Source organism: Rhizobium sp. LARHSG275 (assembly GCF_052871115.1).
The window spans coordinates 91,831-116,391 of sequence record NZ_JBIXJN010000010.1; the positions used below are offsets into that span (position 1 = coordinate 91,831).

Here is a 24,561-nt window from a genome sequence, read left to right on the forward strand (position 1 = left end):
GAGATTTCATCGTGGACGAAGGCGGTTCCAGTCTGCGGCGCCGTTCTGTCTTGATCAGACCGGATGCAGCACGCCGTCAGTTTCGAGGATTCGCAGAGCCTCGGCAAGCGTTACGCCGGAATGAAGCCGCCACCATTTGCCTGTGTGCCGCATCCAATAGATATCGAACCGATCGGGTCCCATGCGGTCGATGCGGGCGAAGGGAGCATCGAACTCCTCGCCGCGATTGTTCTCAAAGCCGGATCTGTAGCGCTGCATGAACCGATACCGATTTCCCGCCCACGAGCCTCTGATATCGACGACGTAGTTCCATTCGGTTGGCCGGATCTCAGGCAGGAAACGCGGCTTCAGAACAGCTCGAATGAAGGCCTCGCAGGCCGCGATAATCGCCTGCTTCTCAAGATTGTCGGCCGGAGCCGGCTTCTCGCTCCGTGTCCTGATCCATTGTCTCTTGCCCGCCATATCCTCGGCCCATTTTCATTGCTACCGAACTTTACCCTGCGAATTAGGATGGATAATAGAATAACAAACCACTGAAAAAGCGAGCAGCGACGATGAAATTAGGCTGGCAACCACGGAAATGGCTCGAGAAAAAGAGCAAGCGCGGTAACCGCGGTTACCCCATGGGCACGATCGCCTTTTATGGGCCCGACAACCGCCGCGCCAGCAAGGCCGCCGTCAGCATCATGCCGGCGCTGCATGCGGATCCCCTCGATCTGCGCCGATGGTTTGCCGAAACCGGCGATCTCAGGATGGACGAGACCGTTATCGCCGAGATCGCGGCATTCCTGCGCGAGAATGAGGTGAAATCGGTGGTGATGGCGGAAGGAATCATCGGGTGCCCCCACGAGGAGGGAATCGACTATCCGGTCGGCGAGCCCTGCCCGGAATGCTCATATTGGAAGGGGCGAAACCGCTGGACCGGCAAGCTCGAGTCCAGTTGACTTCCGGGCATCTGGTGCTCGCATGTTCATGCCGGGCGCCGATCATGCGCCTTCGGAATTGGTTCGGCGGCCCGCCTGCTTGAAGAAGGCATAGAATTTCCCTCGCCGGCGATCCCGCAATCAGTCGGCCTTCACCACCTCCTGCGGTACCTCCTCGGTGATCACCTCGAAGCGGGAAAGCGTTGCCGGGCCGAAGGCCGTCGACATGGCGACGTCGGTGGCGTCGCGGCCGGTCGCCATCAGGATCCGGCCGATGCGCGGCGTGTTGTGGCGAGCATCGACCGTATGCCAGTGACCGCCGAGAAACACCTCGAACCAGGCGCTGAAATCCATCGGATTGGGATCGATCGGAACGCCGATATCGCCGAGATAGCCCGTGCAATATCGGGCCGGGATATTCATGCATCGGCAAAGCGCGATGGCGAGATGGGCAAAGTCGCGACAGACGCCCGCCTTGTCGGTGAAGCCGCCATGCGCGGTCCTGAGGACGTCGGCCTTCAGGTAATCAAAGGTGATATGATCATGGACGAAATCGCAGATCGCCTTGACGCGCGCCCAGCCAAGCGGCGTTGACGAGAACCTGGCCCACGCGAAATCAGCAAGCCTGTCGGTGTCGCAATAGCGGCTGCCGAGCAGGAAGACCAGCACATCGTCGGGCAGGTCATTGATTGCGTGCTGGACAGCATCGTCGGGAACGATGTCGGGTTGGCCGCTGTCGTAGATCTCGAATTCCGTAGAGATCGTTGTCAGTCCCGGCGGGGCGACGATCCGGCTGCAGGCATTGCCGAACACATCGGTATAGCTCCAGGCCTCGATCGGCCGGTCGAATGTCAGGATCTGGTCGCTGAGAAGATCGGCACGACGGGAGGGGTGAATATTGAGGACGAGCAGCATCGGCGTTGGCTGCGTGCATTCGTAGCCCAGATGAAACCCTGCGCGTATCTTCATTGTGGCTTCCTTGTCGCGTCTCTGCTTTGGCAGAGGTGAGTAGGGAACGCTGATCGCGCGACCCGGTTCCCGCAAGCCCGGGACCGTCACCGCATGGCTAGCCATATGGCCTTGTGGTGACGTTCACCTGCACCGTCATGCTGTCGAAATCCTTCCCATGCCCGTCATAACTGCCGCTCAACGGGACTGCCTGGCGCGGATCGCGGGCAACGGCGACACGAATGAGATCGCGGTTGCCGACGATCCCGTTGGTCGGATCGAACTCCGTCCAGCCGGCGCCTGGAAGATAAATCTGGCACCATGCATGCGTGGAGCCGCCCCCGAGCACGGTGGAGCCGTCCCGGTCGGGAACATAAACATAGCCCGTGACGAACCGTGCCGCGAGGCCGAGGACGCGTGCGGCCTCCATCATCAGAAGCGCGAAATCCCGGCAGGTGCCGGAACGAAGCCGCAAGGTCTGGACCGGCGTCTGCGTCCCATGTTCCTGGCGCCGCGCATAGACGAAGCTTTCCCGAATGGCGTAACAGAGCGTCATCAGCAGATGCCCGGTCTCGGTTGGACGCCCAAGGCGCACGAACTGGCGCGCCCAGCGTCCGACCTCGTCGTTCGGATCTGGATAATGGCGCTGCATCGCCGGCGTCAGATCGGCAATCTCATCCTTGTCGTATGAGAATGGATAGGTCAGCGCCTCGTCATCCACCTTAAGATCCAGTGCGACCTGGGGCGTATGATCAAGCGTGATCCAGGTTTCGAAACGAAGCTCGGACGCCGGCCTCGAAATATCGACGAGCGCCACGCAATTGCCGAAAACATCGTGGATCCAGCGCACATGACTTTCCTCAGGATAGATCGTCAACGACGCTTCGATCAGCCGCTGGTCGAAACTGTCGCGCGGTCGGAACATCAAGCGATGCTCGCCGAAGCCGACCTCCCTGACGTAACGATAGGACGTGATGTGGCGGACGGTGAAAATCGTCATGAGCCGCCGTCCGGTAATCTGTTCACTTTGCTGCTCCAAGACGGCGATGCCGCCTCTCCCTTGCGGAAGCGCCCTGCCCGCTTCTCCGCTCATCCCGATTTCTTGTCATATAAGCACATCCGAAAGATTGCTATTATATCTTCACCGATCGGCGGCGGGACCGTCCAACCTTAAGAGGGCACCATGCATATCTTCTGGGACGTCCTGACACTTCTGCTGACAATCGGCTCGCTCTATGGCGGTCGCGAATACCGGATTATCCGCGCCCGTGCCCGCGCCCAAAACTGGGGCAACTTCTGATCCGATCCAATATCATTGATTCGATCCTGGCATCTCTGATTCGATTCCGAATCATGGTCGCATCGGATCGTTGCCGGTCGCAGTTACGTCGAATGACGTAAAGCCACACGATTAAGGAAGTGCTTTATTAGTGGAGGCGGAGTCTATCCGTCCATTCTCCCTGTTATCCTAAGCCCGCCTCACCCCAGGCGGGCTTTTTTATTCCGTCGCCTGCATCACTTCTTGGCGCCGGCGGAAAGCACCCGATGTGTCGCGTCGTCCATTGCGTGGCTTGCTTCCTGTCCGTCCTTCTTCAGCCCGTATGCGGTATTGCCGCAGCCCGAAAGTGTCAGCAGGCAGATGCAGGCGATGGCGATTGCAGCTTTTGACATCAAGTGTTTTCCCCGGATTGGATGGCGTTTCAGAGCATGATGCCAAAGTGTCAGCCGTTTCGGACGACATCATGCTCTAACTCTTAATTAGAACGGGATTTTAGGCTGCTGGCCTAAAATCATCCTGTTCTAAGGAAGATGACGCATTCTTCGGCAAAATCAATCCGCAGATAACAGGCGCGAACTGGCGGCATGGACCCCGCGACGCCGCAGGCGTTAATGGGAGCTATCCAAGCCGGGGTTAACGACATGGATTATCAGATTGCCTTCGCCGCAACGGTCGCAACGGCATCTTTCCTCTTCTTCATGCTGATCGTTCACCGAATCTGATTGCCCGCCGGCCGCGTGTGATCACCGGAATAGCGCCGGCCGTTTCCGGCCCGCTTGCCTACGATCCACAGAGATTGCATCTTCGGGTGCAACTGTTTCTGTAGTCAATGTCGACGAGCCGTCGCAGACCGGAAGGCCTGGAGCGCAAAGATCGCAGATGATCGTCAACTGACAAAGCAAGGCTGCAGAAGAAACGTTTCGTCACCCGAAAGTATTACAACAACCGTGAATGTATTGAATACTAATTAATTGCCAGCCTTAACTATCCGTTAACAATATTGTTGCGCTCAGTCAGCTTCCGCTTATGCTTTACGCAAAACGGGAGAGGAAAGATGTTTAGCAAAAGTTTGATTATGCCGTTCAGCTTCGCAATGCTGGCCATTGCCGGCCTATTGTTCCAGATTGCCGCCCACGCGCTGCACTCTCCGGTCACCCTGCTGCCGTGAGTCACATAAGTTGCTGAGCCTGGAAGCGATCTCAGTAACTGGGAGTGGAACTTCCTGTCGTTTCGTGCATTCTGTGACTCGTTTTGCCAGGAGGGAGATAACCATGGAAAACGCAGGCGTGGGTTGGATTGCAGCCATCATCATCGGTGGCATCGCCGGATGGCTGGCGGAAAAGGTCATGAGCAGCAGCATGGGCTTGCTCATGAACATATTGCTCGGCATCGTCGGCGCCATCGTCGCCAACTGGGTCCTGGGCCTGTTGCACATCCAGCCGCTTGCCGGTTGGCTGGGCTATCTGATCACCGGTTTCGTCGGTGCTTGCATCCTGATCGCGATCGGGCGCGTCATCCGCCGTTGAACCGGTCGCAATAGCTAGCCTCTGTGGCTTTTGCTGTCCTCGGAAATATTGAAAGCCGGGCGTTCATGACGTCCGGCTTTTCTTCATCCTGAATTCCCGTTCAGCGGCGGCTGAGCATGCCAAACACGTAGGCAATGCCTGCCGTCACCGCGAGTGCCATGAGCGGTTCTTCGCGCACCTTATCGCGCAGCCGTTCCGTCATCAGCGAAGCCTCGTCGGTCACGGCCGACTTCGCCCCCTGTCCCAGCGCCACCACGCTTTCCGTCAGGCGTGAGAGATCGTTGCGAAGGGCTGCGACCTGCGCCGACAGATCGTCTGCTGCTATGTCAGCCTTGACGCGCGCGGCGGTGGATTCGGCGGAAGCGGTTTTCAATTCTGCCATGGTCTGCTCCTGTTTCATGGGATGCCGCTTCAACGAAATGGCGGCCCGAAAGGTTCCGTCGGAGCCGATCTTTTGTTCGCCGCAACGCCGCCGCGGCGGAGCGGCCACCTTGTGCAGCTTTTCGCGCGACAAACCCTTCATTTCCTGTCGGGTTTGTTTTAAGGAACGTCGAATGTCCGCCCGCGCGCGGGTCAATGATACTGCGAGGTTTGCGTTTCTATGTTCCACATCCTGAGAAGAGCCGCTCAGACCTGGGTCGCCAAGCTGCTGATGCTTCTGCTGGTCGCGTCCTTCGGCATCTGGGGCGTCTCCCGGTCGCTGATCACGGGCAGCAACAGCACCACGGTCGTGACCGTCGGCGATCAGCATGTGGACGTCAACGAATTCCACCTCGCCTATCAGCGCCAGGTGGCAAGCGTCAGCCAGCAGTTCGGCACCCGCCTCACCCCCGAGCAGGCCCGCGCCTTCGGCATCGAGCAGCAGGTGCTCGCCCAGCTCGTCGCCGGCGCCTCGCTCGACCAACTCGCCGAAGACATGAACCTCGGCCTGTCGCAGGATCGCCTCGCCCAGCTGATTGCCGACGATCCGGCTTTCAAGGCCGTCAACGGCCAGTTCGACCGCGAACTCTTCGTCTCGCGTCTTCGCAATGCCGGCATCCGCCAGGACGATTACATCAAGGAGCGCAGCAAGGTCGCAGTCCGTAGCCAGGTCGTCGATGCCATCTCCAACGGCTTCACGGCGCCGAAGACGCTGGTCGACGCGCTGAAGCTCTATGGCGATGAAAGCCGCAGTATCGATTACCTGCTGCTCACCAACGCCAATATCGAGCCGATCAAGGCGCCCGCCGACGACGTACTGGCGACGTGGTTCGAGGGTGTCAAGCAGCGCTACCGGGCGCCCGAATACCGCAAGCTCGTCTATCTCAAGCTGCAGCCCGCCGATATCGCCGATGCCGCGACCGTCACCGACGACCAGATCCACGAAGCCTTCGACAAGAGCAAGGATACCTATCGCACGCCGGAAAGCCGCACCATCGAGCAGCTGACTTTCGCCAGCAAGGATCTTGCCACCGCCGCCGAAACGGCGCTGAAGAGCGGCACCAGCTTCGACCAGCTGGTTTCCGACCAGGGCAAGACGGCAAGCGATGTGCTGCTCGGCGAGTTCACCAAGGACAAGGTTCCCGACCAGGCCGTTGCCGATGCGGCCTTTGCAGTTTCGCGCGATGGCGGCACGACGCCTGTCGTCGATGGCTCCTTCGGCCCCGTCATCCTGCGCGTCACCAACATCAAGCCTGAAACGACGAAGAATTTCGACGAGGTGAAGGAAGATATCCGCAAACAGCTGGCGCTCTCCAACGCCTCTCAGGAAGTGATCAACGTTCACGATCGCATCGAGGATCTGCGCGCAGGCGGTTCCGCGCTCGAGGATATTGCCGGCCAGCTGAAGCTCACCGCAGTGGCCGTCGACGCCGTCGATATGACCGGCGCCGACAAGGACGGCAAGGAGGTCAAGGATCTCCCTGCCAAGCAGCAACTGCTCGGCGAAGCCTTCAAGACCGAGGTCGGCGTCGATGCGCCGCCGCTTTCGATCGGCAATGACGGCTATGTCTGGTTCAATGTCCGCGAAATCACGCCGGATCGCGAGCGCCCGGTGGCCGAGGTGCGCGAAAAAGCCATCGAGGACTGGACGGCGGAGCAGCAGAAGGCCGAACTCGCCAAAAAGGCCGCTGAATTGAAGGCTGAGGCGCAAAAGGGCAAGGCACTTGCAGATATCGCAACGCCGCTCGGTATTGCCGTCGAAAGCAAGAGTGGCATCACCCGCTCCACCGATGATGCGGTCCTCGGCCGCGCCGGCGCCACTGCCGCCTTTTCCGGCCCGGTCGATACGGTCGCAAGTGCTGTCGGCGCCGATCCCTCGACGCAGATCCTGCTGAAGGTCACCGAGGTCAACACCCAGCCGACCGGCGATGTGCTGAACAACCGCGATGCCCAGATCACCGCCATGGCCGATGCCGCCGGCGACGATATTCTCGATCAGATGGTCAACCTGCTGCAGACGCAGTATGGCGCTCAGATCAACCAGACGCTCGCCGAAAAGGCGACGGTCCGCTAGGAGGCTTTATGACCGATCTGAAGCCGTTCCTGGCCAAGGCCGCAAGCCGCGAGCCGCTGACGCGTGACGAGGCCCGTGCCGCCTTCGACATCCTGATGTCGGGCCAGGCGACCCCCTCGCAGATCGGCGGCTTCCTGATGGCGCTGCGTGTGCGCGGCGAAACGGTCGATGAGATCGTCGGCGCGGTGACCGCGATGCGCTCGAAGATGCTGACCGTCGAGGCCCCGGCCGATGCGATCGACATCGTCGGCACCGGCGGCGATGCCAGCGGCACCTATAACATCTCGACGCTGGCAGCGCTGATCGTCGCCGGCGCCGGTGTTCCCGTCGCCAAACACGGCAACCGGGCGCTGAGTTCGAAATCGGGCGCGGCCGACAATCTGGCGGCACTCGGCGTCAAGCTCGATGTCGGTCCCGAGATCATCTCCCGTTGTATCGCCGAAGCCGGCGTCGGCTTCATGTTCGCGCAGCTGCATCATTCCGCCATGCGCCATGTCGGCCCCTCGCGGGTGGAGCTTGGCACGCGGACGATCTTCAATCTGCTCGGGCCACTTTCCAGTCCGGCCGGCGTCCGCCGCCAGCTGCTCGGCGTCTTCTCGCCGCAATGGCTGGTGCCGCTTGCCGAAGTCATGCGCGATCTCGGCTCCGAATGCGTCTGGGTGGTCCATGGCGACGGCCTCGACGAGATCACCACGACCGGCATTACAAAAGTCGCGGCACTCGAAGACGGCAAGATCCGCACCTTCGAACTCTCGCCCGCCGATTTCGGCGTCAGCCCTTGCGTGCTCGCCGACATCAAGGGCGGTGATGGTGTCGCCAACGCCGCAGCCCTTCGCGAGGTGCTCGGCGGCGCCAAGAACGCCTATCGCGATATCTCGCTCGCCAATGCCGCCGCCTCGCTCGTCATCGCTGGCAAGGTCGAAACGATCCGCGACGGCATGACGCTGGCCACGCATTCGCTGGATAGCGGTGCCACGGCGCTCGCCCTCGACAAACTCATCGCCGTTTCCAACGATATCGACTAGGATTGCCCGATGACCGATATCCTGAAGAAGATCGAACTCTACAAGCGCGAGGAGATCGCCGCTGCCAAGGCGACAGTGTCGCTTGCCGATCTCAAGGCGATGCAAGCCGGCCAGTCCGCGCCGCGCGGCTTCCACAAGGCGCTCATTGCTAAGCGTGATGCCGGCGGCTTCGGCCTGATCGCCGAGATCAAGAAGGCGAGCCCCTCGAAGGGTCTCATTCGCCCGGACTTCGATCCGCCGTCGCTGGCGAGCGCCTATGAGGCCGGCGGTGCCGCCTGCCTTTCGGTGCTCACCGACACGCCGAGCTTTCAGGGGGCGCCGGAATTTTTGACAGCCGCCCGTGCTGCCTGCGCGCTGCCGGCGCTGCGCAAGGATTTCATGTTCGAAACCTATCAGGTGCACGAGGCCCGCGCCTGGGGCGCAGACTGCATCCTGCTGATCATGGCCTCGCTGTCCGAAGATGAAGCCGAACGCCTGCAAGACGAAGCCCTCGGCCTCGGCATGGACGTGCTGGCCGAGGTCCACGACGCCGAGGAGATGGAGCGGGCACTGAAACTTTCTTCGCCGCTCATCGGCATCAACAACCGCAATCTGCGCACTTTCGAGGTCAGCCTGACGGTCAGCGAGGCGCTTGCGCCCATGGTGCCCGACGACCGGCTGCTGGTCGGCGAAAGCGGCATCTTCACCCACGCCGATTGCAAGCGCTTGCAGGCCGTCGACATCAATACCTTCCTCGTCGGCGAGAGCCTGATGCGCAAGGACGACGTCGCCGCTGCCACCCGCGCGCTGCTCTTTGGCGAAGCCGCTATCGCGGCCGAATGATATGAGCGGCCAAAAGCCAAAGCTAACTCATATCGGGGCATCGGGCGAGGCGCATATGGTCGATGTCTCCGAGAAGGCCGAGACGGTGCGCATCGCCACTGCCGAGGGACATGTGAAGATGGCGGCGGAAACGCTCGCTCTCATCCGCCAAGGCGATGCCAGGAAGGGCGATGTCATCGGCACGGCGCGCCTTGCCGGCATCATGGCGGCAAAACGCACCGCCGATCTCATCCCGCTCTGCCATCCGCTGATGCTGACGAAGGTCACGGTCGAGATCGAGGAAGATACCACCCTGCCCGGTCTGCGCGTTACGGCAACCGCCAAGCTGACCGGCAAGACCGGTGTGGAGATGGAGGCGCTGACCGCCGTCTCGGTCGCTTGTCTGACGATCTACGACATGGCCAAGGCGGCCGATAAGGCAATGGAGATCAACGGCATCAGACTTCTTGAAAAGTCCGGCGGAAAGTCCGGCGATTTCCGTCATCCGGAGGCAAGATGAACCTTCTCCCGGTTGCCGAGGCCCTGAACCGCTTGCTCTCCAGCGCGAAGCCCATTGCTGCGTCCGAGACGCTGCCGCTTGCCGAGGCTGAGGGCCGCGTCCTGGCCGTCGATTTGACGGCCGGCCTGACCCAACCGCCCTTCAATGCCTCCGCCATGGATGGCTATGCGCTGCGCCGCGAAGACGCGCCGGAGCCGGGCGCCGAGCTGAAGGTCATCGGCATGTCTTCCGCCGGCCATGGCTTCGAGGGAAGCGTCAGCCAGGGTGAAGCCGTCCGCATCTTCACCGGCGCGCCTGTTCCGCCGGGCGCCGATAGCGTCTTGCTGCAGGAGGATGCCGAGAAGATCGAAGGCGGCATCAGAACCAATTTCCCTGTGCGGCAGGGCCAGCATGTGCGTCCCAGGGGCCAGGATTTCGCCGAAGGCGAAGCCGTGTTGTCGGCCGGCACCGTGCTTGATTTCTCGCGGCTGACGGTCGCCGCCGGCATGAACCGGCCTGATGTCGAGGTGCTGCGCCGCCCGCTGATCGCCATCCTTGCAACCGGCGACGAACTGCTGCCGCCTGGAAGCACGCCCGGCCCTTCACAGATCATCGCATCCAATACGTTTGGTATTGCAGCCCTTGCCCGCAAAGCCGGCGCCGATGTACTCGATCTCGGCATCGTGCCTGACGACAAGACCAAGATCACCGCAGCGATCGACATGGCGCGGGGCGCCAAGGTCGATGTGATCGTCACGCTCGGCGGCGCTTCGGTCGGCGACCATGATCTGGTGCAAGCCACGTTAATCGAGGCCGGCATGCAGCTTGATTTCTGGCGCATCGCCATGCGCCCCGGCAAACCGCTTATGGTCGGCAGCTTCGGCAAGACGCATGTGCTCGGCCTGCCCGGCAATCCGGTCTCGAGCCTCGTCTGTTCGCTGCTCTTCCTGGAGCCGCTGATCCGCAAGCTCGCCTCCCTGCCGCCGGTGCGGCGCGAGGCAACGGTGGAGACGGCTGTCACGCTGCGCGCCAACGACCACCGGCAGGACTATATCAGGGCGAAGCTCTCGAAATCCGCCGCCGGCCATTGGCTCGCCGAACCTTTCGGCAAGCAGGATTCCTCGATGATGAAGGTCTTCGCCGCAGCCGATTGCCTCGTCATCCGCCCGCCGCACGCGGGGGAATTGCCGGCGGGAGCGCCCTGCCCGGTCATGCTGTTGCGGCCGGATCTTCTGGCCTGATATTACAGTTGCAATCATTTTGACGTCTGAGCGATCTTTTTCTGCTCCTGTCGGGACGCGGGCGGAATTGATTAGACGCTCTATTCTTTACTAGGGATGTGACAAACAAGTGGAAATCCGTCTCCATCCTGATTTGTTGTCGTCCATGGACAATGGAAATTTCGCCGCGACGCTCGAAGCTCACGGCCTCTATAATACATTTCAGTTTGTACTCAGACTGTCGCCTGCGGTGCATCGAAAGCTTGCCGAGTTACCTGTTGGCATTGTCACCAATCATGAGGTCGGTTTTGAACGAACGCAGGCGTTCTCCACCTACCTACATGAGACAATTCACTGGTGGCAGCACGTCGGCTCTACATACGGGTTGATGCTCAGCCTGACATATCCGTCGCAGGCGCATGCAAACTACACCCATTTGAAAGAGCTTCTGCAAAAAGTGGGCTTTCAAAAGTCTGTTCGCGAGTTGGCACTTGCACTGCCCGGGCCCAGCACGATCGAAAATATCAGCGGGCTGGCTAATCGTATTGTCAACAATCACTTTGACTTCGGCGCGTTCCGCGCCCTAACCCACGACGCGAACTCGGCGAAGGCGGTTGTTCACGATCCTCTCTTCGAGTCCATCGGACACGCCCACCAAATTGCCTATGGTAACAACGTGCTCGTGCTGGCCGCCACTGCTGACCCTGATTTCAAGGTGTTGCAGCACCCGAAAGAATGGGAGGAGCCTTTTCATGCTCTGAACAATGAGAAGGAAAAAGGGTTTTACTTCGGTTCGCGGGTCGAGCTCTGGGGGATAGGCGCAAGAGAAATTTTTGAAGGCCAAGCGTGCTTTGCACAAATGCAATATCTGGCATTCGCCTCCGGAGGCAATCTTGATCTCAATGATTTCAAGGCACTCGGCATGCTGCATGGCGTGTATGAAGTAGCGTTTAATGCATTTCTTAAGGCAACACAGCTGGAGCGACCCTCATCTGTAATCCATCCGACGGTGGGACTATTCCTTCTCGTCTGTGACATGGAATCAATCCAGGATCAGGATTTCCGCATCGTATATGGCCGCACTATCACTCCTTCATAACCGACACTGACCCGGGCGCGCGTTTTTTGATGCTGGCGACAGTAGTTCGATTGAAATGCCCAACGGTGGTAACAGCAATCCAACATTACTCCCGTGAAGAATACATAGCTGTCACGGAGGAGCTGGCGCATCACTCATTGAACGACTCTCCCCTTGCTATTGCTGCCACATGTTCGGACTGGACGAAGGAAGGCGCACCGTTTCGGGAGCTTATGGAAGAGCACCGGTTGTTCAGATTTAAGCCGGGAAACATGCCGATTCGAGTGCTGTTTTCACACTTCCTCTCGTTCATGCGAGACAAGCTCAAGACACCGGAGTTTTTTTGCTGGCCTGGAGCGTGGATGGCAGGCGAGCGAGTGTCGGAACAAGCGTCTGAGCTATTTGATCGGCACAGTGCACTTTTCATGGACAAGGAGGATGATGACGGGATCTTTCCGCGACTTGTTCCTGGCCGCGATGCGTCCGTTGTTCAGGAAGTGTTCGACAGCTTTTACGCGATCAACCTCACCTACGACATGACGGATCAATGGATCAGGCGCCCCGGCCCTTTCACTTATAATTATCGCTGGCTTAGCCAAAGCGCTAGTCATGGCGATATAAAAGGTTTTGCCGACAGCCACTTTGAAACGATCTATGGTGTGAGGCCAGACGCTGTTCAGACTTTCGCTTATTGATTGATCCAGAGGTCAATATACCGAATTTCAAGCCGTGCTTCGTGTCACCTCTCACCGTTGCCGCAGAGAGTAAAGACGCCCGCCGGCACGGCACCGCCGCCTGTGCTGCCCCCGCCAAAATCCGCAACCGCATGGGTGGCGATCCGGCTGAGTTCGCCCTGCGGCAGGTAGGCGCGCGCGGGATCGCCGATCAGCACCTCGATACCGGCGGCCTGGCAACGCCGCAAGAAGGCCATCACCCGCAAGGCAAGCGAGGGATCGTAAAACAGGTCGCCGACCACGAGAAGGTCAGTCGCTGGTGGCTGACCCTCGATGATATCGGCGGCGACGGTCGCGATATCCACGCCGTTGATCGCCGCGTTGAGACAGATCGCGGCAATGGCATTGGCATCGATGTCGATAGCGGTCACCGTGGCTGCGCCGGCCTTGGCCACGGCAATGGCTACGAGCCCGGAGCCGGCGCCGAGATCGAGCACCCGGCGGCCGCGCACAATTTCCGGCCGGTCGAGCAGATGGCGGGCAAGCACCGCGCCGCCGGCCCAGGGATAGGCCCAGTAAGGCGGCGGATCGGCCTCTCCACGACCGGCAAGCCGCCAGAGCCCGCTCGCAGGTCCTGCCGTATGGAGCCGGATCTCGGGGATGGATGGAACGGGTGATATCGGCAGGTTGGCCTGAATGAAGGCGGCGGGATCGGGTTGCGGCGTGCCCGGGCGTTTCATGGTCGTCTGCTCCTGCCGACGAAGCTCAGTAGTTCTTCATGGCAAGATGCGGCATGCCACCGTCAAGAAATTCCGCGCCATAGGCAAAGAAGCCGAAACGCTCGTAAAGCGGCAGCTTGTCGGCCTGCGCTGTGAGATAGAAGCGATTGTCGCGCGCGCCGCGATGCAGTTCCATCGCTCGCCCGATCATTGCGGCTGCAATGCCCTGGCCGCGCCATCGGCCGGCAACCGCAACCCGGCCGATCTTCACATGTTCCTCGGCGTAGATGACTCGCAGCGTGCCGGATACTTCGCCCGCGATGACGGCGACGAGATGATGGGCGCTGAGATCGTCGGCATCGAATTCCTCGGCTTCGGGAACCTTCTGCTCATGCACGAAAACGGCGCGCCGCAGCCGGAAGGCCTCATTGCAGAGCGCACTGAAAACCGGAACGCTGAGAATCGCCGTTTCCATCACCATCCTTGCCTCCCTCAGGGATAAGACCCAAAGCCCTCCGCCGGACCAGCGAAGGGCTGCCGGCAAAATCAGCCGGGCTTCTTCTTTGAAAACTTATTCTTCGGTGCGCCGCCGCCCTTGCCCTCATATTTGGGGCCTTCGGATCTGGGGCCTTCGAATTTCGGCTTGTCGTATTTCGGCTTGTCGGACTTCGGGCCATCGAAGGCGGGTTTGCCCGGCTTCTTGCTCCAGGGCTTGCTATCCCGTTTGTCCCCGCCGCTATTGTCGGCTGCAGCATATCCGCCGCCCGGACCCTTGCCGAACTTGTTCTTCGGCCGCTCGCCACGGAACGAATCGTCCGGCCGCTCGTCACGGGATGGCTTGCCGGCATAGGGTTTTGGCGCAGACGCCCGGCTGAAATCCGGCGTGCCGGAAAGCCTGGTCACGCGGATGCCGCGTTCGAGCGCCTTGTTCGGACCGATCGCCGCCAGGAAGCTTTCGGCACTCGCCGCGGCGATCTCCACATAGGTTTCCTCGGGCTGCATCTTGATCGCGCCGATTTCGCGCTTCGTTACATTGCCGTTGCGGCAGAGCATCGGGATCAGCCAGCGCGGCTCGGCATTCTGCTTGCGCCCGACCGAGACGGAGAACCAGACGCTGGCGCCGAAATCTTCGCGCGGTCCCTTCTGCGCCGGCTCGTAGGGCTCGGCATTGTCGCGGCGCTTGCGGCTGCGCTCGTCCTGCACAGTAACCTCGATGAGATCTTCCGGCGCCGAATGATTGGTGCGGTAAAGACGTAAGAAAGCGGCGGCGAGCTTTTCGGCGCCGTGGATGGCGAGAAGCTGCTGCACCAACCCCTGCTCTTCCTCTTGCGGCGTTTCGTTGAAGATCGGATCGGTGAGCAGTCGCTCGTCGTCGCGCTCGCTCACTTCCTCGGCCGAGGGCGGTCGCGCCCAGGCAGCCGAAATACCGGCATTCTCGAGCAGGCGCTCGGCCTTGCGCCGTGCATTCAGCGGCACGATCATGGCGCTGATGCCCTTGCGTCCGGCCCGGCCGGTGCGGCCGCTGCGGTGCAGCAGCGTGTCCGGATTGGTCGGCAGGTCGGCATGAATGACGAGATCGAGTCCCGGCAGGTCGATGCCGCGGGCGGCAACGTCGGTCGCGATGCAGACCCGGGCGCGCCCGTCGCGCATCGCCTGCAGCGCGTGGGTGCGCTCGTTCTGCGTCAGCTCGCCTGATAGCGCTACCACTGCGAAATTGCGGTTGTTGAACCGCGCCGTCAGATGGTTGACGGCAGCACGCGTCGAGCAGAAGACGATGGCATTGGTCGCCTCGTAATAGCGCAGCACGTTGATGATCGCATTCTCGCGGTCGCTCGGGGCGACCATGAGCGCGCGATATTCGATGTCGATATGCTGCTTTTCCTCGGCCGCGGTGCTGATGCGCACGGCATTGCGCTGGTAGCTCTTGGCAAGCTTGGCGATCGCCGCCGGCACCGTTGCCGAAAACATCAGCGTCCGGCGTTCGTCCGGCGCCGCATCGAGAATGAATTCGAGGTCTTCGCGGAAGCCGAGATCGAGCATCTCGTCGGCCTCGTCGAGCACGGCAGCCTTCAGTTCCGACATGTCGAGCGCCCTGCGGCGAATATGGTCGCAGAGCCGGCCAGGCGTGCCGACGACAATATGGGCGCCGCGTTCGAGCGTGCGGCGCTCGCTGCGGATGTCCATGCCGCCGACGCAGCTGGCGATCACCGCGCCGGTCATCTCAAAGAGCCACTCGAGCTCGCGCTTCACCTGCAGGGCAAGTTCGCGCGTCGGGGCGATGACGAGAGCGAGCGGAGCTCCGGCATTGCCGAAGCGCTCCCTGCCTTCGAGCAGCGTCGGCGCCAGCGCCAGGCCGAAGGCGACGGTCTTGCCGGAGCCGGTCTGGGCCGAGACCAGCGCGTCGGAAGCGGCGAGCGCCGGATCGAGCATCGCCTTCTGCACCGGGGTAAGTTCGGCGTAACCGCGCTTCTGCAACGCCTTGGCGATCGCCGGAACGACGCCGTTGAATTCTGTCATGAGTTCGATCTTTCGGAGCTGTCAGGCGCGTTGCTGCGCCATGGCCGGAGCCAGCCGGCGGGGTATTTGCGCCGTTCCTAGCCCCTCCCGCGGCGATTGTCAAAGTGTGCGGCTGCGCCACAGCCAGGCGTCGATGCGGCTTGCCCGGCCACGCAACGCCGTTTCCAACGGTCCCTCCATGCGGCCGGACTGCGTGAGCACGCTATCGGGACCGGCGGCGCGGACGATTTCGGCGCTCAGCGCCAGCTCGACGCCATGGCGGGCGGCGACCTCCATCAGCCTGCTGCCGACATTGATGGTGTCGCCCGCCGCCGTGATCTGCTGCCGGTCGCCGGTGCCGAGACGCGAGGCGACGATCGGGCCGCAATGGGCGCCGACTTTAAAGCCGATCTTCTTTGGGGCAAAGCTCGCATGCGCTTGAAGCCAGGCCCGGGTGCGCTCGCAGAGGCTGACTGCGCAGGCAGCGGCGCGGGCGGCATCGTCATCGGCAGGCTCCGGCAGGCCGAACAGGATCATCGCCCCGTCGCCCATGAAGCTGGTGATGGCGCCGCCATGGGCGCGCGCCTCCTCGTCGACCAGTTCGAAGAATCCGCTCAGCATCTCGCTCACCTTGACCGGCCCGATATTTTCGCTGAGGCCGGTGAAACCGGAGAGATCGATGAAGATGACGGCGGCGTTCTGGCGCACAGGCGCGGCGAGGAAATTCGGATCGCGCGCCAGCCACTCGCCAAGGCCAGGCGCCTCGATGCGCTGCAGCAGCGCGCTCTGCTCGGCAAAATGGCGGGCGCGGCCGCGGTCGAGCCAGAGTTCGGCCGCCCCGAAGATCAGCGCCGGCGGCAGCGCTGCGGCGATCGGCAGCGCCGCACTCAGCCAGTAGCCATGTGCATAGGCCGACAGATTGAGCATCGCCCAGAGGACCAGCGTCAGCACGATGATGAGATAGCCTGCCGCACTCCGGCGCCAGGCGACCAGCGACACGAGCACGATCGGCAGTCCGACGGCGGTGGCGGCATCGATCAGCCGCATCCTGTGGTCACGCACCATGCCATCGCCGGTGACGAGATGGGTGATCGCCGTCGACATTACCTCGACGCCGGGCATGACGGGATCGAACGGCGTCGGGTAGACGTCGCCGCCGCCGGTGACAGTCGAACCGATGACGACGATCCGGCCTGCCACCGCATCCGCCGAAAGCTTGCCGTCCAGCGCATCGGCGGCGCTGAAGGTGGCGATGCTGCCGTGCCCGCCATAGAAGGTCACCGGCAGACGCTGGCCGATATCGGTGGGAATACGCAGCTTTCCGAGCATGATGGCGTCATGTTCGATCCTGGGATCAACGCCGAGCGCCACCGATGCGGCACGCAGCGGAAAAGCCGGATCCAGCCGGTCTGCGGCACGCGAGATCAGCGGAATGAAGCGCGGCGTGCCGGTCTGGTCGGTTGCGACATTGACGATCCCGACCGCGGCAGCCTCGGCAAAGCGGGGAAGCGGCAATAGCAGCTGGTTTGCCTCCGGGATCGCGGCAAGCGGATCCTCGGCCACATCGGTGACCCGCTGGCTGCTTTGCGCAAAAGTGGCCGCGGCTGCAATCACGCTCGGCCCCTGGCGAAGGGCTGATGTCAGCGCCGCATCACCCGCCTCCGGACCCGGATCGACCAGCAGAATATCGATCGCCAGGGCCTTCGGCTTCAACGCGGTGATCGCGTCGGCGAGGCGCGCGAGTGTCGCCCGATCGAGCGGATAGCCGTGCGCCCTAGCAGTGCGGTCGTCGATCGCGACGATCGAGACGACGGGAGGCGGTGTCTTCGCCCCGACAATGGCGCTGCGGATATCGGCAAGCGAGGCTTCCATCCGGTCGAGAAGGCCGCTTCCGGCATTGAGATTGGTATAGCCGAGCGCAGCCCCCCAAAGACCGGCGAGCAGCAGCGCGATCACTGTCAGCAGGCGATGGTTCATGGGACTTATTGGCCGAGCCGGGCAAGAAGGGCGGCGGCGCGCGGCGCCGGCCAGCGACGCACGACGAGAGGTTCGGTCCCGCCGCTGACGTCGACGCCCTCGCCGGGCGACAGCACCACTGCCTCGCCGGCCGGCCGGCGGACCGCGACGCTGCCCCTGACGACCAGCACAGAGGTCTTGCCGCCTGCGACATCAACAGCCCATTGCGTGCCGCGCACAGCGGCGATCGCCTGCGGCGTCACGACCTGGAAACCACCGGCGTGCTGGGTGTTATCGACATCGACGAGGATGGCCTTGCGGCGCAGCGATGCCGAATCGGGGCTGCCGTCACGGTTGCGGTCGACGAGGCTGTAGGCAGCGCCCGCCTCTGCCGTCACAGTGACGCCACCTGGACAACTGAGCACCTGGCGGGCGCCGGCATCACGCGAAACCGTGCAGCCGGCAGACTGCGCAAGGGCCGACCCATGCGGAATGAGGCCGACAGCGAGTATGGCGGCAAGCTGGCTGCGAAACGTCGTATTCATGGAAAGTCCCCTTGACCGTGCGGACGGCTCTTGTCGAAAGCGTCCGCCAACCGTCTTCTTCCATGAGAAGCATGATAGCCGAATTCGGATATTTCCCTAGGCAAAAAAAGCTAACCAGCGCAATCGGAGGCGGAATTCTTAAGTTCTGGTGCCCGTTTCAGGCGCCGGTCCTGCATAACGCGCCCGCGGCCGGATCAATTCGCCGCTGTCGATCTGCTCCATAGCATGCGCCAGCCAACCCACGGAACGGGCGAGCGAAAAGATGATGATCGGCGCCTCCCTCGGGAGATCGAAGGCGGCGGCCATTGCGGCAAGCGCAAAATCGACGTTGACCTTCTCGCCGACCATCTCCTCGCCCACTTTCCGGACCTCGGCAAATTGCGGCGGCAGGGGGAAGTGCGACAGCAGCGCCAAGGCCCTGGCATCGCCATCCGGATAGAGCGGATGGCCGAAGGCCGAAAGGCGATTGCCCTGGGCAAGCGTGCGGCGGATCGCCTTCTCCGCCCCAAGGGTGGAAGCGGTCTCTATCAAGGCGTCGACGGCTTGCCAGGCGGCACCATGCAGCGGCCCTGTCAGCGTCGCCAGACCGGACAGCACGGCGGCCGAAAGGGCCGCCCCCGCCGATGCCGTGACCCGCGCCGCAAAGGTCGAGGCGTTGAGTTCGTGATCGGCAAGCAGCACCAGCGCGCGGCGCAGGCAATCGGCGGCATCCGGCCGCTGCCAGCTTGTCGCAAGCCTGAGATGCAGCGGCTGGTCGAAAGGCCCCGGCGCCAGTGCATCGGCGATGGTGTGGAGAACGCCGCTTGCTTCGCGGCGAAGTGCTGCCTGCGAGCGGCCGAGCGATGGCAGATCCGATGTCACCCGCCCCGCCAGCGCCTGGAATGCTGCCTGAAGCGACGGCGAGGCATGGCAGGTCTCGTTGCCACCAGAGAATGTTTCCGCGCCGTTCCAGAGCAGTGTCGCCGTCTGCTCGAGCGTCGCGGCTTTCGCGAAACCGGCCGCATCCTTTCCGCGATAGAAAAGCCGTCCGCCGATGATGGTGGAGATTGCCGACGACAGAACCGGATCGCCCCAGCGGATCGCCTCGGCGGCGACCGTTTCGGTCTTGCGGCGGCCGGCATGGCGTTCGGCAAGCCGCTGTACGTCAGTAGCTTGATAGAGGCTGCGACGCGGGTCGGCGGGATCGGGCTTGGCGCGGATGCGTCCGCGGCTGACATTGGCATAGAGCGTCTGCGGCTTGGTCTTCAGTGCCTGCAGCGCCTCCTCGGCGGTCAGCCACGACATCGGAGCCTCACATTGATCAATTGCGTCAAGATTGACGTCAATGAAACTAGGTCGGATCATCCGGACCGTAAAGGAGAAACAACATGAAAAGCGGCTTGGAAGATGTCATTGCTGCCGAAACGCAGCTTTCGGATGTCGATGGCGAAGCAGGACGACTGATCATCCGTGGCGTATCGCTGGATCACCTGGTTGCAAACGGCACCTATGAAGGCGTCGCCGCCCTATTGCTCGATGGGCTGATGGAAAAAAGCTTCGACGAAGCGGAATTGCGCGACTGGTTGGCGCAGGCGCGAACGAGGATTTTCGGCCACATCAAGGCCGCTGACGCCGCCCTGCTCGCTTTGCCTCCGGTCGATGCGATGCGGGCGCTGATCGCCCGCCTTCCCGACGGCGAGGATTTCGATACCGCTCTCAGCCTTCTGGCTGCGCCCGCAGTTTTCCTGCCGGCGATCCTTCGCAAGCAACGCGGCAAAAGACCGATCGCGCCCGACACCTCGCTGCCGCAGGCGGCCGATATCCTGCGCATGCTGACTGGAAAATTGCCGACCAGGGAGCAGACAGCGGCACTCGACACCTATCTCGTGACGATATCGGACCATGGCCTCAATGCCTCGACCTTCGCATCGCGCGTCATTGCCTCGACGCAGGCCGGCCTCACCTCTTCCGTACTCGCGGCGGTGAGCGCGCTGAAAGGGCCGCTGCATGGCGGCGCGCCCGGTCCCGTGCTCGACATGCTGGATGCAATCGGAACGGCGGAGAATGCTTACCCGTGGATCGAGGAAGCACTCGACCGCGGCGAAAGGCTGATGGGCTTCGGCCACCGCATCTATCGCGTCCGCGATCCGCGCGCCGATGCGCTGAAGGGCGCGCTGAAGCCGTTGATCTCAACGGGCCAGGTGAACAGCGCCCGCGGCGCTCTGGCGGAAGCCGTGGAGACCGCCGCATTGGCGATCCTGAAGGCGCGCAAGCCGAACCGGCCGCTCGACGTCAATGTCGAGTTTTATACCGCGCTGCTGCTGGAAGCGCTCAGCTTTCCCCGCGAGGCCTTCACCGGCGTCTTCGCGATCGGCCGCACGGTCGGATGGCTGGCGCATGCGCGCGAACAGGCGCTTGAAGGCAGGCTGATCCGCCCGCGCTCGGTCTATATCGGGCCGCTGCCGGCCGCTGCCTGAAAGTTGAATTCGCCAGCAGGGGCATGTCCTTGCCGGCGATCGTCAACCGCCGACGAAGGCGGCGAGGTTGTCGAGTGTCGAGCGGCAGCCTTCTTCATTGTCTTCCAGCCGAATGCCGGAGGGGATGTTGTCGCAGACCATCGTCACATCGGTGCCTCCATCGGCGGTCGACAAAGTCGTGCTGACCGTCATCTCGCCGGAAAAATCTTCATCATCGGAATCGAAGACCGTCGCCCAGACGATGTTCTCGTCAGGCACGAGCCGTGCAAAACGGCCCTGGAACGTGTCGATCTTGTCAGAGGTCTTGCCCGGCCGCGACGCCTCGTCATCGGGATAGACGAGCGACATGCTGAAGGCGCCGCCTTCCCTGCCCTCGAAGGCATGGACGATGCCCTTCATCGTACCGGGCGGAAGCCAGGTGGCGACCGCCTCTGCATCGAGGAAGGCGCGGTAGATGCACTCGCGTGGTGCCGCGATGAAGCGTGAGACGGTCGTGCTGCGTGAAGAGGTCATGCCGGCAAGTTAGCGCAGGCACGGATGTTATCCAGATCGCGCCTGAAACAACGCGATCTGGTTTGCATGCATCAGACGAGGCGGCTCTGTTCCGTTGCCGCTTCGATGAAGCTGGCAAACAGCGGATGCGGGTCGAGCGGCCGGCTCTTCAGTTCCGGGTGGTACTGCACGCCGATGAACCACGGATGATCCGGATATTCGATCGTCTCCGGCAGGACGCCGTCCGGTGACATGCCGGAGAAGACGAGGCCGCAGTTCTCGAGCCGGTCCTTGTAGTCGATATTCACCTCGTAGCGGTGGCGGTGACGCTCGGAAATATCGGTGGAACCGTAGATATCCGAGATCTTCGTGCCCTTCTTCAGCGCCGCCTTGTAGGCGCCGAGGCGCATCGTACCGCCGAGATCCCCGGCTGCCGTGCGCTTCTGCAATTCGTTGCCCTTGACCCATTCGGTCATCAGGCCGACCACCGGTTCTTTCGTCGCGCCAAATTCGGTCGAGGAGGCACCGGACACGTCGGCGAGATTGCGCGCCGCCTCGATGACCGCCATCTGCATGCCGAAGCAGATACCGAAATACGGCACCTTGCGCTCCCGGGCAAAGCGGGCAGCGTGGATCTTGCCTTCCGAACCGCGTTCGCCGAAGCCGCCGGGCACGAGGATGCCGTGCACCTTTTCGAGATAGGGCGCCGGATCTTCCTTTTCGAAGACCTCGGATTCGATCCATTCGAGGTTGACCTTGACGCGATTGGCGATGCCGCCGTGATGCAGCGCCTCGATCAGCGACTTATAGGCATCCTTGAGGCCGGTATATTTGCCGACGATCGCGATGGTCACCTCGCCTTCCGGCGTGCGGATGCGATTGCAGACCTCTTCCCAAGGGTCGAGCCGCGGCTTTGGCGCCGGCTCGATGCCGAAGGCAGCAAGGACTTCGTCGTCCAGGCCTTCCTTGTGGTAGGCGATCGGCACGTCATAGATGTTGGCGACGTCGAGCGCCTGGATGACGGCGGACGGGCGAACGTTGCAGAATAGCGAGAGCTTGCGGCGTTCGGCTTCCGGAATTTCGCGGTCGGCGCGCACCAGCAGGATATCGGGATGAATGCCGAGCGCCTGCAGTTCCTTGACCGAATGCTGCGTCGGCTTGGTCTTGAGCTCGCCGGCCGCCGGAATGTAGGGCATCAGCGTCAGGTGGACGTAGACGGCAGTGCCGCGCGGCAGGTCGTTGCCAAGCTGGCGGATCGCCTCCATGAACGGCATCGCCTCGATGTCGCCGACCGTGCCGCCGATCTCGCAGATGACGAAGTCGTAATCGCCATTACCCTCGGTGACGAAATCCTTGATCTCGTTGGTAACATGCGGGATGACCTGCACCGTCGCGCCGAGATAATCGCCGCGCCGTTCCTTGTCGATGATGTTCTTGTAGATGCGGCCGGTGGTGATGTTGTCGGTCTTGGTCGCCGAACGCCCCGTGAAACGTTCGTAATGACCGAGATCGAGATCGGTTTCCGCGCCGTCGTCGGTGACGAAGACCTCCCCGTGCTGGGTCGGGCTCATCGTGCCCGGGTCCACGTTCAGATATGGGTCGAGCTTGCGAAGCCGGACCCGATATCCACGGGCCTGCAGCAACGCTCCGAGAGCCGCGGCCGCAATTCCTTTTCCGAGAGAGGAAACCACGCCGCCAGTGATGAATACGTATCGCGCCATGGGAGTCACCGGATACCTTTTCAAAAACGATTCCACCAGCCCAAAAATTCTTTTCCAGAACTTTCGATGCGTGGCGCAGGAATCTGAACAAAAGAAAACCGGCAGACCCGAGGGCCTGCCGGCGGTTTATGTCGAAGACCGGCTTACTGTCCCGTCGGGACGCCGGAGGGCTGAGCCGGTGCCGGCGCGGCCGGAGCTGCGGGCGTTGCCGGAGCAGTTGTTGAAGGCGCGGTGGCCGCCGGGGCCTGAGTTGCCGGAGTGCCAGTTGCCGGCGCCCCAGTTGCTGGAGCTTGAGCGGCGGGAGCCTGCGGTGCGGGCGTCGCTGCCCCGCTGCTCGGAACACCGTTGCCGGCCGGCTGATTTGCCGGAGCCTGCCCGCCGCCGAGCGAATCGAGAATACCGTTGCCCTGGCCGCCTGTTGCCGGAATGCGATCGAGAATGTCGCTCGGGCGGCCTTCATAACGCGTCAGAATGCCGAGGCCGAGTGAGGTCAGGAAAAACAGCGTCGCGAGGATCGCGGTGGTGCGCGTCAGTGCATTGGCCGTGCCGCGGGCCGACATGAAGCCCGAACCGCCGCCGATGCCGAGGCCGCCGCCTTCCGAGCGCTGGATGAGCACGACGCCGACAAGGGCGAGCACGATCATGAGATGGATGACAATCAATACGGTCTGCATGGGTCCAGTCCTGCCCGCCTCGAGACGGACAAAGTTAAGAATTCTGGCGGCTCTTTACATGAGGCTTTCATCTATTCCAAGCCCTTCGGCCAGGAATAAACTCGGGAATAAACTCAGGAATAAAAAATGTCTCAGGCGAGCAGCGCCTCATAGGCCCGGTAGATGGCAAGGAAGTCGGCCGCTTTCAAGCTCGCTCCGCCGATCAGCGCCCCGTCGACATTGGCAATGCCCATCAGCTCGTGGGCATTGGCCGGTTTGACCGAACCGCCGTAGAGAAGACGCATCTTGCGGCCGTCATCACCGAAGCGGGCCACAAGTTCTGCGCGCATGAAGGCATGAGCCTTTTCGACATCACCTGATGTCGGCGTCACACCGGTGCCGATCGCCCAGATCGGCTCGTAGGCGATGACTGTCCTCTCAGCTGTGGCGCCGTCCGGAACCGAGGCGGAAAGCTGGCGCTTGATGACGTCGAGCGCCTGGCCTGTCCGGCGTTCATCCGCGGTTTCGCCGATGCAGATGATCGCCGTCAGCCCGGCAGCGAAGGCGGCCTCCGCCTTGGCGCGGACCAGATGGTCGGTTTCGGCATGGTCGGTGCGCCGCTCGGAATGGCCGACGATGACATAGGTGCCGAAACAATCGGCAATCATCTCGGCCGAGATGTCGCCGGTATGCGCACCGGACGGGTTCTGATGGCAGTCCTGAGCGCCGATCGCCAGCGGGCTGTCGGTGCACAGCGCCGTCGCCACATAGAGCAGCGTCGTCGGCGGGCAGATCAGCGCTTCGACCTTGTCGGCCAGCGGCGGGCGAACACCCTCGGCGATCGCTTTGATCTGATCCAGGGAGGCACGCATGCCATTCATTTTCCAGTTTCCCGCCACAAGCGGGCGCACATCAGGTGTCATGCCGGCCTTCCACAATCTGCTTATGCCTTGGGCAATATCAAAAGCTTGCAGCAAAGAAAAGCATCATGCCCTTGACGTAAGGGGAATCTCTGCGATCCCGCGCATATTTCTGCCGAAAATCGTCCGCTATAGC

26 protein-coding genes are annotated in these 24,561 nt (G+C 62.2%); 11 read left to right on the forward strand and 15 right to left on the reverse strand.

What is annotated here, in order from left to right; translation table 11 throughout:
• Nucleotides 1-54 precede the first annotated feature (54 nt).
• Nucleotides 55-462: a DUF3024 domain-containing protein gene (locus tag ACIPSK_RS15365; RefSeq protein WP_017964365.1), complete on the reverse strand. Its 408-nt coding sequence runs from the start codon at nucleotides 460-462 to the stop codon at nucleotides 55-57.
• 161 nt (nucleotides 463-623) lie between these two features.
• On the opposite strand from ACIPSK_RS15365, the gene ACIPSK_RS15370 reads away from it, so the two are divergent.
• Nucleotides 624-944, forward strand: coding sequence for a hypothetical protein (locus tag ACIPSK_RS15370; protein WP_017964366.1), 321 nt, complete (start codon nucleotides 624-626; stop codon nucleotides 942-944).
• Nucleotides 945-1,064: 120 nt separating this feature from the next.
• Here ACIPSK_RS15370 and ACIPSK_RS15375 read toward each other — a convergent pair whose 3' ends face one another.
• The 3 genes from ACIPSK_RS15375 to ACIPSK_RS15385 form a co-directional block, all read right to left on the reverse strand.
• Nucleotides 1,065-1,892, reverse strand: coding sequence for a transglutaminase-like domain-containing protein (locus ACIPSK_RS15375; protein ID WP_017964367.1), 828 nt, complete (start codon nucleotides 1,890-1,892; stop codon nucleotides 1,065-1,067).
• Nucleotides 1,893-1,989: 97 nt separating this feature from the next.
• Nucleotides 1,990-2,871 (reverse strand): transglutaminase family protein, encoded by an 882-nt coding sequence (locus ACIPSK_RS15380; protein ID WP_026154157.1) that lies wholly within the window; start codon nucleotides 2,869-2,871, stop codon nucleotides 1,990-1,992.
• Nucleotides 2,872-3,386: 515 nt separating this feature from the next.
• A complete protein-coding gene (locus ACIPSK_RS15385; RefSeq protein WP_017964370.1) occupies nucleotides 3,387-3,542 on the reverse strand; it encodes a hypothetical protein in 156 nt (51 codons plus the stop codon).
• Nucleotides 3,543-3,734: 192 nt separating this feature from the next.
• Here ACIPSK_RS15385 and ACIPSK_RS15390 point away from each other — a divergent pair, with 192 nt between their 5' ends.
• Both ACIPSK_RS15390 and ACIPSK_RS15395 read left to right on the forward strand, forming a co-directional pair.
• Nucleotides 3,735-3,872 (forward strand): hypothetical protein, encoded by a 138-nt coding sequence (locus tag ACIPSK_RS15390; protein ID WP_017964371.1) that lies wholly within the window; start codon nucleotides 3,735-3,737, stop codon nucleotides 3,870-3,872.
• A gap of 549 nt (nucleotides 3,873-4,421) precedes the next feature.
• Entirely contained in the window at nucleotides 4,422-4,676 is a 255-nt protein-coding gene (locus ACIPSK_RS15395; protein ID WP_162117140.1) for a GlsB/YeaQ/YmgE family stress response membrane protein, read from the forward strand.
• Between the two features lie 100 nt (nucleotides 4,677-4,776).
• On the opposite strand, the gene ACIPSK_RS15400 is transcribed toward ACIPSK_RS15395, so the two are convergent.
• Entirely contained in the window at nucleotides 4,777-5,058 is a 282-nt protein-coding gene (locus tag ACIPSK_RS15400; RefSeq protein WP_026154158.1) for a hypothetical protein, read from the reverse strand.
• A gap of 219 nt (nucleotides 5,059-5,277) precedes the next feature.
• Here ACIPSK_RS15400 and ACIPSK_RS15405 point away from each other — a divergent pair, with 219 nt between their 5' ends.
• The 7 genes from ACIPSK_RS15405 to ACIPSK_RS15435 all read left to right on the forward strand — a co-directional run bounded on the left by ACIPSK_RS15405 (nucleotide 5,278) and on the right by ACIPSK_RS15435 (nucleotide 12,488).
• Nucleotides 5,278-7,170, forward strand: coding sequence for a peptidylprolyl isomerase (locus ACIPSK_RS15405; protein WP_162117139.1), 1,893 nt, complete (start codon nucleotides 5,278-5,280; stop codon nucleotides 7,168-7,170).
• Between the two features lie 8 nt (nucleotides 7,171-7,178).
• The gene (gene trpD, locus ACIPSK_RS15410) at nucleotides 7,179-8,195 is read left to right on the forward strand and encodes an anthranilate phosphoribosyltransferase (RefSeq protein ID WP_162117138.1); all 1,017 of its coding nucleotides are present in this window, start codon (nucleotides 7,179-7,181) and stop codon (nucleotides 8,193-8,195) included.
• 9 nt (nucleotides 8,196-8,204) lie between these two features.
• Nucleotides 8,205-9,017, forward strand: a complete 813-nt coding sequence (trpC, locus tag ACIPSK_RS15415; RefSeq protein ID WP_162117137.1) for an indole-3-glycerol phosphate synthase TrpC — start codon at nucleotides 8,205-8,207, stop codon at nucleotides 9,015-9,017.
• Nucleotide 9,018: 1 nt separating this feature from the next.
• A complete protein-coding gene (moaC, locus tag ACIPSK_RS15420; RefSeq protein ID WP_162117136.1) occupies nucleotides 9,019-9,516 on the forward strand; it encodes a cyclic pyranopterin monophosphate synthase MoaC in 498 nt (165 codons plus the stop codon).
• A complete protein-coding gene (locus ACIPSK_RS15425; RefSeq protein WP_162117135.1) occupies nucleotides 9,513-10,736 on the forward strand; it encodes a molybdopterin molybdotransferase MoeA in 1,224 nt (407 codons plus the stop codon). The genes moaC and ACIPSK_RS15425 overlap by 4 nt, the downstream gene beginning before the upstream one ends.
• A 109-nt stretch (nucleotides 10,737-10,845) precedes the next feature.
• Nucleotides 10,846-11,814, forward strand: a complete 969-nt coding sequence (locus ACIPSK_RS15430; RefSeq protein WP_162117134.1) for a hypothetical protein — start codon at nucleotides 10,846-10,848, stop codon at nucleotides 11,812-11,814.
• 29 nt (nucleotides 11,815-11,843) lie between these two features.
• Complete coding sequence (locus ACIPSK_RS15435) at nucleotides 11,844-12,488, forward strand: hypothetical protein (protein ID WP_162117133.1); 645 nt, start codon at nucleotides 11,844-11,846, stop codon at nucleotides 12,486-12,488.
• A gap of 44 nt (nucleotides 12,489-12,532) precedes the next feature.
• Here the strand turns inward: ACIPSK_RS15435 and ACIPSK_RS15440 are convergent, their stop codons facing one another.
• The 6 genes from ACIPSK_RS15440 to ACIPSK_RS15465 all read right to left on the reverse strand — a co-directional run bounded on the left by ACIPSK_RS15440 (nucleotide 12,533) and on the right by ACIPSK_RS15465 (nucleotide 19,467).
• The gene (locus ACIPSK_RS15440) at nucleotides 12,533-13,207 is read right to left on the reverse strand and encodes a class I SAM-dependent methyltransferase (RefSeq protein ID WP_162117132.1); all 675 of its coding nucleotides are present in this window, start codon (nucleotides 13,205-13,207) and stop codon (nucleotides 12,533-12,535) included.
• 25 nt (nucleotides 13,208-13,232) lie between these two features.
• Complete coding sequence (locus ACIPSK_RS15445) at nucleotides 13,233-13,667, reverse strand: GNAT family N-acetyltransferase (RefSeq protein ID WP_017964381.1); 435 nt, start codon at nucleotides 13,665-13,667, stop codon at nucleotides 13,233-13,235.
• Between the two features lie 65 nt (nucleotides 13,668-13,732).
• A complete protein-coding gene (locus tag ACIPSK_RS15450; RefSeq protein WP_162117131.1) occupies nucleotides 13,733-15,703 on the reverse strand; it encodes a DEAD/DEAH box helicase in 1,971 nt (656 codons plus the stop codon).
• A gap of 99 nt (nucleotides 15,704-15,802) precedes the next feature.
• On the reverse strand, nucleotides 15,803-17,659 hold the full coding sequence (locus tag ACIPSK_RS15455) for a CHASE2 domain-containing protein (RefSeq protein ID WP_162117130.1): 1,857 nt from the start codon (nucleotides 17,657-17,659) through the stop codon (nucleotides 15,803-15,805).
• A gap of 5 nt (nucleotides 17,660-17,664) precedes the next feature.
• Nucleotides 17,665-18,183, reverse strand: a complete 519-nt coding sequence (locus ACIPSK_RS15460; protein ID WP_162117129.1) for a FecR domain-containing protein — start codon at nucleotides 18,181-18,183, stop codon at nucleotides 17,665-17,667.
• A gap of 138 nt (nucleotides 18,184-18,321) precedes the next feature.
• Complete coding sequence (locus ACIPSK_RS15465) at nucleotides 18,322-19,467, reverse strand: citrate synthase (RefSeq protein WP_162117128.1); 1,146 nt, start codon at nucleotides 19,465-19,467, stop codon at nucleotides 18,322-18,324.
• 83 nt (nucleotides 19,468-19,550) lie between these two features.
• Between ACIPSK_RS15465 and ACIPSK_RS15470 the strand changes: the two genes are divergently transcribed.
• Nucleotides 19,551-20,639 carry a citrate synthase/methylcitrate synthase gene (locus tag ACIPSK_RS15470; protein WP_162117127.1) on the forward strand — a complete coding sequence of 363 codons (1,089 nt, stop codon included), beginning with the start codon at nucleotides 19,551-19,553 and terminating at the stop codon, nucleotides 20,637-20,639.
• A gap of 42 nt (nucleotides 20,640-20,681) precedes the next feature.
• On the opposite strand, the gene ACIPSK_RS15475 is transcribed toward ACIPSK_RS15470, so the two are convergent.
• From ACIPSK_RS15475 to tpiA, 4 genes are all read right to left on the reverse strand, one after another.
• Nucleotides 20,682-21,152, reverse strand: a complete 471-nt coding sequence (locus tag ACIPSK_RS15475; protein WP_162117126.1) for an SRPBCC family protein — start codon at nucleotides 21,150-21,152, stop codon at nucleotides 20,682-20,684.
• Between the two features lie 71 nt (nucleotides 21,153-21,223).
• Nucleotides 21,224-22,852 carry a CTP synthase gene (locus ACIPSK_RS15480; protein WP_017964388.1) on the reverse strand — a complete coding sequence of 543 codons (1,629 nt, stop codon included), beginning with the start codon at nucleotides 22,850-22,852 and terminating at the stop codon, nucleotides 21,224-21,226.
• Between the two features lie 143 nt (nucleotides 22,853-22,995).
• Nucleotides 22,996-23,526: a preprotein translocase subunit SecG gene (gene secG / locus ACIPSK_RS15485; protein WP_162117125.1), complete on the reverse strand. Its 531-nt coding sequence runs from the start codon at nucleotides 23,524-23,526 to the stop codon at nucleotides 22,996-22,998.
• Nucleotides 23,527-23,657: 131 nt separating this feature from the next.
• A complete protein-coding gene (gene tpiA, locus ACIPSK_RS15490) occupies nucleotides 23,658-24,428 on the reverse strand; it encodes a triose-phosphate isomerase (protein WP_017964390.1) in 771 nt (256 codons plus the stop codon).
• Nucleotides 24,429-24,561: the final 133 nt, after the last annotated feature.

Bases quoted from the DNA above. Each gene is read 5' to 3' on its own strand.
- ACIPSK_RS15365 (WP_017964365.1), bottom strand. From the start codon at position 462: ATGGCGGGCAAGAGACAATGGATCAGGACACGGAGCGAGAAGCCGGCT.
- ACIPSK_RS15480 (WP_017964388.1), bottom strand. From the start codon at position 22,852: ATGGCGCGATACGTATTCATCACTGGCGGCGTGGTTTCCTCTCTCGGA.
- ACIPSK_RS15390 (WP_017964371.1), top strand. From the start codon at position 3,735: ATGGACCCCGCGACGCCGCAGGCGTTAATGGGAGCTATCCAAGCCGGG.
- ACIPSK_RS15465 (WP_162117128.1), bottom strand. From the start codon at position 19,467: ATGTCGTGGCTGACCGCCGAGGAGGCGCTGCAGGCACTGAAGACCAAG.
- ACIPSK_RS15405 (WP_162117139.1), top strand. From the start codon at position 5,278: ATGTTCCACATCCTGAGAAGAGCCGCTCAGACCTGGGTCGCCAAGCTG.
- trpD (WP_162117138.1), top strand. From the start codon at position 7,179: ATGACCGATCTGAAGCCGTTCCTGGCCAAGGCCGCAAGCCGCGAGCCG.
- ACIPSK_RS15380 (WP_026154157.1), bottom strand. From the start codon at position 2,871: ATGACGATTTTCACCGTCCGCCACATCACGTCCTATCGTTACGTCAGG.
- ACIPSK_RS15400 (WP_026154158.1), bottom strand. From the start codon at position 5,058: ATGGCAGAATTGAAAACCGCTTCCGCCGAATCCACCGCCGCGCGCGTC.
- ACIPSK_RS15395 (WP_162117140.1), top strand. From the start codon at position 4,422: ATGGAAAACGCAGGCGTGGGTTGGATTGCAGCCATCATCATCGGTGGC.
- tpiA (WP_017964390.1), bottom strand. From the start codon at position 24,428: ATGACACCTGATGTGCGCCCGCTTGTGGCGGGAAACTGGAAAATGAAT.
- ACIPSK_RS15375 (WP_017964367.1), bottom strand. From the start codon at position 1,892: ATGAAGATACGCGCAGGGTTTCATCTGGGCTACGAATGCACGCAGCCA.
- ACIPSK_RS15470 (WP_162117127.1), top strand. From the start codon at position 19,551: ATGAAAAGCGGCTTGGAAGATGTCATTGCTGCCGAAACGCAGCTTTCG.
- ACIPSK_RS15455 (WP_162117130.1), bottom strand. From the start codon at position 17,659: ATGAACCATCGCCTGCTGACAGTGATCGCGCTGCTGCTCGCCGGTCTT.
- ACIPSK_RS15425 (WP_162117135.1), top strand. From the start codon at position 9,513: ATGAACCTTCTCCCGGTTGCCGAGGCCCTGAACCGCTTGCTCTCCAGC.
- trpC (WP_162117137.1), top strand. From the start codon at position 8,205: ATGACCGATATCCTGAAGAAGATCGAACTCTACAAGCGCGAGGAGATC.
- ACIPSK_RS15440 (WP_162117132.1), bottom strand. From the start codon at position 13,207: ATGAAACGCCCGGGCACGCCGCAACCCGATCCCGCCGCCTTCATTCAG.
- ACIPSK_RS15435 (WP_162117133.1), top strand. From the start codon at position 11,844: ATGCTGGCGACAGTAGTTCGATTGAAATGCCCAACGGTGGTAACAGCA.
- ACIPSK_RS15450 (WP_162117131.1), bottom strand. From the start codon at position 15,703: ATGACAGAATTCAACGGCGTCGTTCCGGCGATCGCCAAGGCGTTGCAG.
- ACIPSK_RS15475 (WP_162117126.1), bottom strand. From the start codon at position 21,152: ATGACCTCTTCACGCAGCACGACCGTCTCACGCTTCATCGCGGCACCA.
- ACIPSK_RS15460 (WP_162117129.1), bottom strand. From the start codon at position 18,183: ATGAATACGACGTTTCGCAGCCAGCTTGCCGCCATACTCGCTGTCGGC.
- secG (WP_162117125.1), bottom strand. From the start codon at position 23,526: ATGCAGACCGTATTGATTGTCATCCATCTCATGATCGTGCTCGCCCTT.
- ACIPSK_RS15370 (WP_017964366.1), top strand. From the start codon at position 624: ATGGGCACGATCGCCTTTTATGGGCCCGACAACCGCCGCGCCAGCAAG.
- ACIPSK_RS15445 (WP_017964381.1), bottom strand. From the start codon at position 13,667: ATGGTGATGGAAACGGCGATTCTCAGCGTTCCGGTTTTCAGTGCGCTC.
- ACIPSK_RS15385 (WP_017964370.1), bottom strand. From the start codon at position 3,542: ATGTCAAAAGCTGCAATCGCCATCGCCTGCATCTGCCTGCTGACACTT.
- moaC (WP_162117136.1), top strand. From the start codon at position 9,019: ATGAGCGGCCAAAAGCCAAAGCTAACTCATATCGGGGCATCGGGCGAG.